Origin of the sequence: Pseudanabaena sp. UWO310, from assembly GCF_006861605.1 — a bacterium.
Taxonomy (GTDB): Bacteria; Cyanobacteriota; Cyanobacteriia; order Pseudanabaenales; family Pseudanabaenaceae; genus Pseudanabaena.
The window spans coordinates 1-11,263 of the sequence record NZ_SELU01000102.1; the positions used below are offsets into that span (position 1 = coordinate 1).

Sequence of the window (11,263 nt, forward strand, 5' to 3'; positions counted from 1 at the left end):
CTTCTAGGGTTTAAGTTTACTTATAGCTGTCGCCAACTGTATTAGGACATAAACCCCAAGAATTGACTGGCGGCGCGAAGCGCCGCCACTCAATTCTTGGGGTTTGATTTTTCATCATTCAAGTGACTGTAGCTATAGCTGCCGCCAACTGTATCAGGACATAAAACTCCAAAGAGAGTTGCCGCGCTCCGCGCGGCAACTCTCTTTGGAGTTTTGATTTTGTCCTAACAAAACTGGCGGCAGCTATATATGCCTAGCTACTTACAAAATGAACGCTCAAAATGAACGCTATTTGAACTTTTTTTCAGTATTATGTCAATTTCTATAGCAGTCATAAATCATTCATGAAAAAAATAGAGCTTCGACTTCGCTCAGCCAACCTATACCGATGGCTGAGCGAAGTTGCAGCCTCTCACAACTCATTTGGGATTGCTATATAATGTCAAGATAATTTTGATTTTGATTTCTTTGCAATTCTCCAAAACTTGCAATCAGTCTGAACTAAATGGGTTTGAACTAAATAGGTTTGAACCAAATTTCTTGATTTTAGAAACACTTAAATTTCATATTGGGTTTGGGACAGCTTGATATGCAAAGTTGCAAAAATGCGATTGAAGAACTAGTAATTGCAGAAATTGATTTACAAATCTCTCACTTGCCACAATATCGTCGCGATCAAATTAATTTAAGCGAAGTAGCTGCCTATGCTCTAAATCGTCTGCCACCGATGTATGCCACATCAAAGGCAGGATGGTTAAGACAGCGTAAAAAAGCGGCAACGGAAATGCGATCGCAGATTGAATCAGCCGTGCGTAGAGCGCTAGTAAGCGTTAAACCTGACGCACTACGCGATTCTCGACCGCTACCATCACAGGAAGTGGCAAGTCACGCCCGATCGCTCGCAGCGCTACAACAACTCTTAGGTGCAGAAAATGCCTCTTGGAAAGATATTCCCACAGCCCTAGAAAATGCTCTGATGACAGTCAAGCTCAAAAGTGCCGTAAGTAATACCTACATCATTACGGGGAGAAGGGAATCGCGCGATGAAACGGCAATTAGCTCAAAAACTCCTGAAATTTCATGGAAGGGAAGACAGGTCAAAACCTTTGTAAATTCGAGCCAAGACGAGCAAAAGGCAAGGGATTTCCAGACATATATGGTGGATGTGAATTATCAATTCAGTAATGTATTGGAGAAATTGGTTCTGTCGCTTGCCTATCATCAAATTCAGAAATTGCATCCTGCGATCGCCGAAACCGTAGATCTCGGTGAGGCTACAGCCTATGTATTGAATCGACTCCCTCCCATGTATGCCACCTCAGAAAAGGGTTATAAATCCCTGAGACTGCGGGCGCGTGAAGTTTACGGGAAGGAGGTCGTAGCCGTACTCAAAGAAGCGATCGCTGTATGTGTCGAAGCTCCTAACCTAGAGAAAGTACCTTTACCCCTAGCTCGCTTTGAAGCTGAATTAGAGGAATCCCTCGAACAGGTAAGCTGGATTCTTCAACGCGATGATATTAATTGGCGTAACGCGCCATTCATCGTTGAGGAATGTCTGCATCGAGTTGTTAATAATGAAATGGAATGGCGCAAACGCAGCGATTACAACTATCCATATAGCTCTTAAATCCCTTAAATCTTTTTCTTATAGCTGCCGTCAACTGTATCAGGACATAAAACCCAAGATCGTGTTGTCGCGCGGAGCGCGACAACACGATCTTGGGTTTTAATTCACGAAAGTGTGACAACACTTTCGTGAATTGGTATTATTCTCGTTTTTCTATTAGAATGCCCCGCCCTTGAGAAAAGCACCCCGATGGGGTGCTTTTATTTATTCTTGTTCCGCTAGTCTGGCTTGCAGCAATGGCACATAGTTGGTGTACACATGTCCTAATCTGAATTCCTCGTCATCTAATACCTTTTGATGAAAAGGAATCGTCGTGGGTACGCCTGTAATCGCACATTCACGCAAAGCTCGCTTCATGCGTAAAATCGCAGCATTGCGATCGCTGCCCCAAACAATTAACTTCGCAATCAAAGAATCATAATAGGGCGGAATCACGTAATCGGTATAAACATGGGAATCCATCCGCACCCCAGGACCTCCAGGGGGTAGATAGCCGCTAATACGCCCAGGATTGGGACGGAAATTATGATCGGGGTCTTCAGCATTAATCCGACATTCGATCGCATGACCACGAATCTCAATTTCCTTTTGTTGGAAGCGTAACTTCTCACCTTGAGCAACCCGTAACTGCTCAGCAATCAAGTCAATCCCCGTAATCATCTCTGTAACAGGATGCTCGACTTGGATCCGCGTATTCATTTCCATGAAATAAAACTTACCGTATTTATCCAGCAAAAACTCGACCGTACCCACACCGAGATAGTTAATCGCTTTTGCCGCCTTTACCGCCGCATCACCCATTCTTTCCCGTAACTTGGGATTGACGGCACTACTAGGCGCTTCCTCTAATAATTTTTGGTGGCGGCGTTGGATCGAGCAGTCTCGCTCACCTAAATGCACCACATGACCATGCATATCCGCCAAGATTTGCACCTCAATATGTCGAGGCTCCTCAATTACCTTCTCGATATAGACTCCACTATTACCGAAGGCAGCCTCAGCTTCCCCTTGAGCAGCCCTTAGCAAACGCAGTAAATCATCAGGATTAGTAACCAAGCGCATTCCCCGACCGCCGCCGCCTGCGGTGGCTTTGATCATTACGGGATAGCCGATATTACTGGCAATCTCCATTGCTTGGTCTTCTGATTCAATTAAACCTTCACTTCCTGGAATGGTTGGGACACCTGCCTTTTGCATTGTCTTCTTGGCAGTAGACTTGTCACCCATCGAGCGAATCGAGTTGGGGCTTGGTCCCACAAACATTAAATTATGGTCAGCACAAATCTCGGCAAATCGGGCATTTTCTGAGAGGAAACCATACCCAGGATGGATTGCGGTAGCATTATGGGTCAGAGCTGCCGAAATAATATTAGGAATATTCAGATAGCTTTTGCTACTAGGCGAATCACCGATACAGACAGCTTCGTGGGCTAGTTGGACATGTAATGAGTTGCGATCGACATCGGAATATACCGCAACCGTGGGGATTCCTAATTCTTCACAAGTCCGAATAATTCGGAGGGCAATTTCACCGCGATTGGCAATGAGTAGTTTGGCGATGGGAGCCATGTTTCAATTATCTTAATGAACAGCTATTGGTAATTTGTAATCGGTGCTTGGGGGGTAGTCGCTCTGATGGGGTACGCTTCAAATCCCGATTTTGCTTTGAGTCATGGATTTCCGCTTTTGTTAGTAGACGATGACCTAAAGCTTTTGAATTTTAACTTTTTTTGGGTAGCTATACTGATTAAGTTTGTGAACGTGTTTGTGAATGTGTTTGTAAATGCGTTTGTAAATGCTAAGTCCGAAAGCCTCCAAAACTAGCCGAAACCAATTGAGGAGTGATTTGGCACTTAGTTTTTGCCATAGGATTTTTTTCAAAATTTTAGCTCCCTTAGCTTGGATGCGCTGGTCGATCGCAGCTAAGGGAGCCTTTTCTGTGTTAGTGCTAGCATCTAAATCCCAATATCCTCACCGAGCCGCTTAAATTTTACAGTTAGCAATATCTTTCCGAGAATTATTGCTATGGGTTTGGGTAAAGGAAGTGATACGCGCAGCTAGGGGCTTGATCGAGCTTGGCTCTGAAGGTAACCCTGGAGCATAGGATTCTAGGACATGTCCGCTCCGAGTACAGGTGATCAATAGATAGTCGCAGCGATCGCATTGGGTTTTGATTTGCGCAAGATAGGAGAGATGGTGACGTTCGGCGATCGCACCACAGTTGGGACAGCGTATGGACTCAATCATTTTCAGTAGATCCTTATATAAATGAATTTAAATGAATTTAATATAGATGTTGATTAAAAGTTTTTGAGAAATTTTGAGAAATTTTGAGAAATAAATTTTTAAGAAATTTTGAGAAATAACTTGAGAAATAAATTTTTGAGAAATAACTTGAGAACTAGCTGGAGAAATAACTTGAGAACTAATTTATGCGAGCCTCTTAATTAATTTACTTAATGAATTTAGTTTAACGAGAGTAAAATCACATACATTAGATTTATCAATTATTCAGTGTTTGTGATGGGATCATCACAAAAAAGATGGATATTTCCTAATGTCAAAAATCAAACCAAGCATAACAAAAGTATTTCCAAAGAAGTATTGATAAATATTTTTGTAGGTTTTGCAGTTTTATTTTCAGACAAGTAGGTTGAGATAAAACTTTTAAATCAACTTTAAATATGCAATGATTATAAGCATAAATTTTGGGGATCGTTTCTAGATGCGCGATCCCTGCCTCAAAAGTGATGAGAATTAATTACTAGAAGCAGCTTAGCTGTAAGGGTTTAATCGATGATTAAAAAATAATTAAAGATAAATAGATCATCCTCCCCCCTTATAAATCTTTACAAGTTTTGGTTGCCCAAATAAATATAAATATTTTTAAACTACCCCTAATCCCACTCAATATTTCTTAATATAGCAACGTAATAGATAGTAAGGACAAATCAAACCGCTAAAGATGGGTGGCGGCGCAAAGTATCGTCACTCATCTTTGGGGTTTTATGAATGGATATTTCAAGACTCATCCCCCATGGGTTGCTCAATGCCGACTCTATAGAGTTTAGGAATTCTTAAATCTCCCCGTTCTATGTTTTGCCATATCTCCGCTATTCCTTCTTGACCAGCGCTCTGAACCTCATGGAGTATATGCAAACTATCTTCTAGTAACCTCTCCACATCAATGGATTGGTAATCGGGCAGATATATGGGCAAGCGACTGGTTCCTTCCCCTAAAAGAATAGTGGCTCCATGCCAATTTTGACCTTTGAGATGATACAAACCAACCGCTATTTGTAAAATGCCTTGATAAAAAGCCCGATCGCTTTGCCAAGCATCATTCCAAATTGCTTCTAAAGTATCGTGGCAGGCATAGTAATCACCGCTATTAAATAGCGCGATCGCTTCTTCAAACATCTTAAGTTCCATTTTATAGCTATAGTCATTAATGTTAGGACAAAAATCAAACCCAATAGAGAATTGCGGCGCTTCGCGCCGCAACTCTCTATTGGGTTTGATGTAGCTATATTTCTAGAGTTAAGGATGGGCGGCATGACATGCCGCCCATCCTTAACTCTAGATCGATTCTAGATCGATATTTTCTCAATTGAGTCAAGATGGAAACGTTCTAGAGCATTAGCGATCGCTTGTTTTTGTTCAGCATCATAGCCCCATTTCGTCAGAAATGCCGCATATTCCCCCCGATCGGTGGTAGCGGAACTATACATTTGCGCCGCAACTTGGCGAACTTCGCTCAGATCGACTTTTTCTATTAATAAAGCTGTACGTCTGGCTACCAGATCGGAGCCTTGGGCTTGTTCTTCCTGCGCGGATCTCCGATGGGTAATTGCCATGGCGGTAGACATGACCAGATTTTTAACGAGGAGCTCGGCGATCGCCTGAGGCGCAGATTGTAATGCTCTGACTATCCCCATACTTGGATCATCGGCTAGCCGCCAATCCCCAGTCAAAAAGCATACAAAAAAACCTCTTGCTCCATTTGCCGATTGCACGAGGGCAGAGATCTCCAATTCAAGTTGAGAATCCTTTAGATCCTTACGCAGGAGCAGCGCTTCCGTATAGGCGATGGACTCCTCAAAGGTCATATTGTGGTTCATTTTTTTATAGGGGCTTAGATGCGATCTAGACAATGATTGGGTAAAAAGGCAGTCCAACCATTATCTAATTTGACACGACAACTCACACTAATCACCTGTTCAACGACACCTTTGTGATTGGCATATTGTTGACGGTTCGCATTCACGGCTACGCGATCGCCAACCTTAAAGGTTTTCCCAAGGGGCTTATTATCTATACCCATTCCCTGTTTCTTGTCAGCAAGATGGGGAATGGCTGCTTTTTTGAGAGTTGGAGCCGAATGAAAAGTCAAGGATGCGGCGGCATTTCCGTTGACTTGATAGTTATAACCCCTTCCTTGGATCAGTTGCAAACTCCCAATCTGAACGTTGGCTAAATATTGGACAAAGAGATCGACGGATATTTCCATTGTCTCCGCAAGGTCTTCAAACATTACAGGATAGCTCCAATAATTTTCCCCCACTTGCAGATCGGCTAATTCTTTCCATGCTTCAAATAGTTTTTGTCCAAACTGCGGTGCGAGATCCTCAATGCGATCGCCATTGGACTTGGTAGCAGAATCTATGGATGAACTGCTAGATGTCATCTTCTCAAGAGTTTTGAGCAAGTTTTGAGCAACGCGATCGCTTGCTGCTGTCCTTGCGCGAAGATATTCGAGAATCTGCTCAAACAAAGATTCACTAACGTTAACAGTCATAGGACTACCCGCACTAATCGCCTCAAAAACATTTAAAAATACTGTTTTGCACTTTGAACACAGGAAAAATGCAGTCTCTAGCCATTCTTATATGCTCAAATGTATGCTCAAAAGTAACATCAATAAGTTAACACCTATTTGGATGCGGCTTTGATATTGCAATTTTTTTAAATGTTAATCCCTTCCCCGCGTTAGCTAATGAGTTCTAGCCCCACTTGCCAGTTTTTCGGCAATGGTTCGTTACAAAGCTGATGGATTTGGGTAATACGATCAAACAACCAAGGATAGTTCAGGCGGTAAACGGGCATTAAGCCCAAGGGCGCTAACAATGCGGCGGCGGTCAGATCGGCGACACTAAAGCGATCGCCCACTAGATATCCAGTTTGCCAAAACTCGCCGAGCATGGCGATCGCGTTATTAATTTTTTGAGCAGCAACTCTTGCAGATTCTGCATTAACCCCATAAAGCAATCGGATCAGTCTAATTACGCTTTGACTGACCCACGAAGGATCGATATTTTTCCCCTCAGTGGCTCGGTACTGGGTATAGACACATCGCGTCGCTACGCCAATAGATTCATCAAATAGATCTTCTAAACGTAAAGCCTCCTTTTGTTGTAAGGGATCGGCAAAATAAAGGGGTAAGTCAGGTTGATAGGCTTCAAGAAACCGAATAATTTCAGTGGAGTCAGCGACTACGGCTGGACAATTTTTGAGTTGGGGCAGTAGTACGGGTAAGGTAGTCGAGCCTGACAATGATTTAACTCGTAAAATATGTAACCCTGGAGTGAGATTTTCAACTTGGTAAGGGATTTGTTTGTAACCAAGAGCAAGTCTAGCTTTTCGGCAATAGTGGGAAGTGCTGAACTGTAATAAAAGCATGAATCCTTAACTTAAATTAATTTAAAGTAGCAAATCATATGCTATATTCTCGTCTAAATTTTCACGGTCTACGGTGCTGTTGCCTATGCAAGCCAATCCAGTCTTTAAACCCACATCTCAATCTGGTCAATCTGGGTATCAGACCGCCCCATCTGGTTATCAGGCTTCAGTACCTGTGACAGTATATCGAGAACTGGCGGCGGAGTTGCAATCTACCCAAGCTAAACTATCCTTTTTTCAGTTGCAGAACGAGCAGCTCACCAAACAAAATCAAATGCTGCTGCAAGAGTTTGAAGCGATCGCCCAATCCACCGATCGCATTCAGGCAATACTTACCCAATCGAATTTGCCAGAGTCCAAACTATCGGAAGTCTTAGCTGGTATCCGCGCCTCCTCCCAAATTAATCCTGCCCAAAAGAACAATCCCCATCCGCAAGGTCGCCCGCCAGTCACTCAGCCTCGTCCTGCGGACAAACCCGCAACACAGGCAAATCCCCGTAAGGTTGCGGTGCAACAAACGACAAATGCAATTCAAGAAGCAATTTCAAGGGCAAGACAATTGGCGACCGAGGCAGCACCTCAGACTGATAGCGAGCCCGTGGGAGAAGCATTGTATTATGACAGTTCTTTTGCGGCTTTTGAGCCCCCCGCACCAGCCCCCAAGCCAAAGCCTAAAGTGCTACCCAAGCTAGAAATTCGCGAAGAAATCTCATCGCGACCTCTGCGTAATGAGTCCATAGAAGAGAATGCTGCACCCACTGGTTTGAGTGGTTGGGTACTGACCCTTACTATTGTAGCGATCGTGCTAACTTCCTTTGGTGCTGGCTATTTATTAATGCGCCCATTTGTAAAATAAGAGCCTAGGCAGTATTGGCTATTTCTGGCTCTTTAGCGTGAGTTCGGGATAATTTGAAACGAGCTTTGAGAAAAGGTTTGCGTAGCAAACCCTTTCTCAAAGCCCAAAAGTAAAAGCCTTGCTAAGCAAGGCTTTTACTTTTGGACTTTTAAAATTTGCCATCTTAGAAACCATTTAAGAATTACTTTCTGCGGTCAAAAACTCTAAGAGATCCCCCTCAATCCCCCTTAAAAAGGGGGAAGAATTTAATTCTCCCCCCTTTTTAAGGGCAGGGCTGTTTCAAGAACTCAATAATCGAAGATAATAAGAGTAAATACATTTCTCAATATTTTCTTCAGACTATTTGACTTAATTGAACTAAATTTAGACAATTTTGGCTATTAGTTTTAATGGTAATAAACGGCTCAAATGGCTAAATCTCGTTAAAACCCTGTAACTTTTATAAAAAGCAAAAGGCTAAATTAAGTCAAATAAAAGTAAATTCCCAGATTAAGCCTCATAAAAATATGTTTTTCTGATACTTAGTCCCAATTGCTCATTCTTGAAACAGCCCTGCCTTTTTAAGGGGGGCTGGGGGGGATCTAGTGAATTCTTAAATTGTTTCTAAACCTGAACTGACATTATTTATTAATCGCCCATCCTTTGCAAAAGAGAGATGCCGCGCAATGCGCGGCATCTCTCTTTTGGGTTTTATGTCCTGATATACTTGGCGACAGCAATATGTACAAGATGAATGGACAGACGTAAGTTTCTCGTTTTGAGCGGAGCGACGATCGCAGGACTAGGGGGATGCCAATGGTCAAATCCTTTCGATCGAAGCGATCGCTTAAGAGTACTAGGTTTACTGGGAGCGATTCCGAGCAAATTAATTAGTCAATTTGAATCGGCTTCACAGATAAAAACGGAATTTAAAGCCGAAAGTTTACCCGCAAAGCTCTGGCAGGAACTCCAAAACTCACCAAACCTAGCTAAAGAGAAAGTACCGCAACTGGTTAGCCTCGGTGATAGCTGGCTTGATCCTGCGATCGCTCAATCCTTGATTCAACCGATCGCACCAAACCTCCTAGACAAGATCCCTCAATGGCAAAAACTCTCTCCCTTCTGGCAGCAGAGCGTAACGCGCAACAATCAGGTATGGGGAGTCCCCTATCGCTGGGGCGCAACGGCGATCGCCTATCGCAGCGATAAATTGAAGTTCGATATTACTCAATGGTCTGACCTTTGGCGACCCGAACTAAAGCAAAAATTATCCTTACCCGATGATGCAAGGGAAGTGATCGGACTTGTCTTAAAAAAGATGGGGCAGTCCTATCAAGTAGATAATCTTGCCGAACGCAAAGATATTTTTACCGCATTAATCCAAGATCTCAAGACTCTTAGCCCGCAGGTTTTAACCTATTCCTCCGACAACTATTTACAATCTCTCCTGAACGCCGACACCCTAGCTGCGGTGGGTTGGACGAGCGATATCTATAAGACAGCTAAGCAAAATCCCAATCTCAAAGTAGTAATTCCCCAAGATGGGACAGCCCTATGGAGTGATATCTGGGTCATTCCAAAGGGAGAAGTGGCGATCGCCACTACCGCATGGATGAATTTTTGTCTTACCCCCGAAATCGCCATACAACTGACATCCTTAACCGATGCAGTTAGTCCATCCAGTGCATTAGACAAAGTCCCCAACAGTGTCAAAGCCGATCCCATCAAGTTTTTCTCCCAAGACATTCTGGCAAAAAGCGAGTTAATTTTACCCCTGTCTCCCGCAACACTTACACAGTATAAAGATCTCTGGACAAAGCTGCGATCGGGAACGCTATAATCAATGGGATATTTCTAAAATAAATTACATTAAAACGAGAAATTAAAATAAGAAATAGCCTTAAGCGCGTGACTAAGCATAAAAGGAAAGGATTTATATGGTAAGGATGGGCGGCGCTTCGTGCCACCCATCCTTACTTTTGTGATTGCACAAAAGATATAAGTAAATGGGCATAATTAAATATAAAACCCTAAAACCTGCGGCGCACGCTGTGCGTGTGCCAGAGTTTTTAGCTCTGGATTTTAATTACGCTGAGGTGCTTAGGAAACAGTTCGGAAATAGTTAGGGAATAAGTAGAGATGAAACTTTACATTTGGCGCAATCTATTCCACACTCCTCAATTACTTTTTCGGCTCGTTTCTCTTAGCGTGCTTCTTGGCGCTCTTGTTAATGGGATGAGTTACCGTTCGCCAGCTTTCGCCCAATCCCAAACCCCACATCCTAGGGTTTACGGACTAGGAATCTTTCCAAAACTACCGTCCGCAGGGCAATCTAGATGTGCAGATCTCAGAAATATTGTTTATTTGGATCTATTGGCTCCTAAGGATGGCGCAAAAACTATTGCCCCCTATCCTACTTTTTATTGGCATATCGACCATAAATCCATAAATGAAGCAAATGAAACAAATGAGACAAATACCGATAAGAGTTTTTATGTAGATTTTATTTTGAGGGAGGGAAGTGACATTAAAGCCAAAATGATTTTTAGAAGTCGCTCAGAAAGCCCTATTAACAAGCAATCTGGGTTATATCGGTTTACACTTCCCCAAAATGCACCTCCTTTGCAAGTGGGCAAGACTTACATGTGGCAGATTCGTTACACGCAGTCTGTGTATGGAGATAAGAGCCTTGGCGATCAAATTAACACTAGAGCGATTGTTAAATTAGAGACTAACGCATCTGTCACTGACAAAATCAAAGATGCTTCTACGGCTTTAGATAAAGCCAGAATCTTTGCTCAAAATCTCTACTGGTATGATGCTCTAGATGCCTATACCCAATGGATTGATACCCATCCCCATGATCCAGAGGCTCTAAGTGAGCGCTTGTCCATGTTAGATCAAATCGTTGAACCAATGCCAAAGCTCAAATGCCCTATCAAAGCAAACTTAAATAATGCCAAACCAATTAACTCCAAGCAATCTACTCAGCCCGCGATGAAGTAGGAAAATCCTTCCTAGTTATACCAAGTTAAGAAATGGCTACGCCATTTCTTAACTTGGTATAAGGATGAGTTGTATTTATATGGTAGGGATGGGCAGCGCGAAGCGCTGCCCATCCC

At 42.9% G+C, this 11,263-nt stretch carries 10 protein-coding genes; 4 read left to right on the top strand and 6 right to left on the bottom strand.

The window, feature by feature from the left end; translation table 11 throughout:
• Positions 1-589: 589 nt before the first annotated feature.
• Entirely contained in the window at positions 590-1,627 is a 1,038-nt protein-coding gene (locus tag PseudUWO310_RS21910) for a late competence development ComFB family protein (RefSeq protein ID WP_143190475.1), read from the top strand.
• Between the two features lie 204 nt (positions 1,628-1,831).
• Here PseudUWO310_RS21910 and accC read toward each other — a convergent pair whose 3' ends face one another.
• The 6 genes from accC to PseudUWO310_RS21940 all read right to left on the bottom strand — a co-directional run bounded on the left by accC (position 1,832) and on the right by PseudUWO310_RS21940 (position 7,306).
• A complete protein-coding gene (gene accC / locus PseudUWO310_RS21915) occupies positions 1,832-3,196 on the bottom strand; it encodes an acetyl-CoA carboxylase biotin carboxylase subunit (RefSeq protein ID WP_143190476.1) in 1,365 nt (454 codons plus the stop codon).
• A gap of 414 nt (positions 3,197-3,610) precedes the next feature.
• Entirely contained in the window at positions 3,611-3,874 is a 264-nt protein-coding gene (locus PseudUWO310_RS23440; protein WP_055075307.1) for a hypothetical protein, read from the bottom strand.
• Between the two features lie 774 nt (positions 3,875-4,648).
• Positions 4,649-5,059: a DUF309 domain-containing protein gene (locus tag PseudUWO310_RS21925; RefSeq protein WP_143190477.1), complete on the bottom strand. Its 411-nt coding sequence runs from the start codon at positions 5,057-5,059 to the stop codon at positions 4,649-4,651.
• A 158-nt stretch (positions 5,060-5,217) separates the two neighbouring features.
• The gene (locus PseudUWO310_RS21930) at positions 5,218-5,748 is read right to left on the bottom strand and encodes a hypothetical protein (protein ID WP_223805806.1); all 531 of its coding nucleotides are present in this window, start codon (positions 5,746-5,748) and stop codon (positions 5,218-5,220) included.
• A gap of 14 nt (positions 5,749-5,762) precedes the next feature.
• Complete coding sequence (locus PseudUWO310_RS21935; protein ID WP_009627385.1) at positions 5,763-6,425, bottom strand: hypothetical protein; 663 nt, start codon at positions 6,423-6,425, stop codon at positions 5,763-5,765.
• Between the two features lie 191 nt (positions 6,426-6,616).
• Entirely contained in the window at positions 6,617-7,306 is a 690-nt protein-coding gene (locus PseudUWO310_RS21940) for a glutathione S-transferase family protein (protein ID WP_143190478.1), read from the bottom strand.
• 85 nt (positions 7,307-7,391) lie between these two features.
• On the opposite strand from PseudUWO310_RS21940, the gene PseudUWO310_RS21945 reads away from it, so the two are divergent.
• The 3 genes from PseudUWO310_RS21945 (at position 7,392) to PseudUWO310_RS21955 (ending at position 11,147) form a co-directional block, all read left to right on the top strand.
• A complete protein-coding gene (locus PseudUWO310_RS21945; RefSeq protein WP_143190479.1) occupies positions 7,392-8,162 on the top strand; it encodes a hypothetical protein in 771 nt (256 codons plus the stop codon).
• 733 nt (positions 8,163-8,895) lie between these two features.
• Positions 8,896-9,981, top strand: a complete 1,086-nt coding sequence (locus tag PseudUWO310_RS21950; RefSeq protein WP_143190480.1) for an extracellular solute-binding protein — start codon at positions 8,896-8,898, stop codon at positions 9,979-9,981.
• Positions 9,982-10,280: 299 nt separating this feature from the next.
• Positions 10,281-11,147 (top strand): DUF928 domain-containing protein, encoded by an 867-nt coding sequence (locus PseudUWO310_RS21955; protein WP_143190481.1) that lies wholly within the window; start codon positions 10,281-10,283, stop codon positions 11,145-11,147.
• Positions 11,148-11,263: the final 116 nt, after the last annotated feature.

Coding starts and splice junctions, on each gene's coding strand:
- PseudUWO310_RS23440 (WP_055075307.1), bottom strand. CDS start 3,874: ATGATTGAGTCCATACGCTGTCCCAACTGTGGTGCGATCGCCGAACGT.
- PseudUWO310_RS21945 (WP_143190479.1), top strand. CDS start 7,392: ATGCAAGCCAATCCAGTCTTTAAACCCACATCTCAATCTGGTCAATCT.
- accC (WP_143190476.1), bottom strand. CDS start 3,196: ATGGCTCCCATCGCCAAACTACTCATTGCCAATCGCGGTGAAATTGCC.
- PseudUWO310_RS21955 (WP_143190481.1), top strand. CDS start 10,281: ATGAAACTTTACATTTGGCGCAATCTATTCCACACTCCTCAATTACTT.
- PseudUWO310_RS21930 (WP_223805806.1), bottom strand. CDS start 5,748: ATGAACCACAATATGACCTTTGAGGAGTCCATCGCCTATACGGAAGCG.
- PseudUWO310_RS21940 (WP_143190478.1), bottom strand. CDS start 7,306: ATGCTTTTATTACAGTTCAGCACTTCCCACTATTGCCGAAAAGCTAGA.
- PseudUWO310_RS21925 (WP_143190477.1), bottom strand. CDS start 5,059: ATGGAACTTAAGATGTTTGAAGAAGCGATCGCGCTATTTAATAGCGGT.
- PseudUWO310_RS21910 (WP_143190475.1), top strand. CDS start 590: ATGCAAAGTTGCAAAAATGCGATTGAAGAACTAGTAATTGCAGAAATT.
- PseudUWO310_RS21935 (WP_009627385.1), bottom strand. CDS start 6,425: ATGACTGTTAACGTTAGTGAATCTTTGTTTGAGCAGATTCTCGAATAT.
- PseudUWO310_RS21950 (WP_143190480.1), top strand. CDS start 8,896: ATGGACAGACGTAAGTTTCTCGTTTTGAGCGGAGCGACGATCGCAGGA.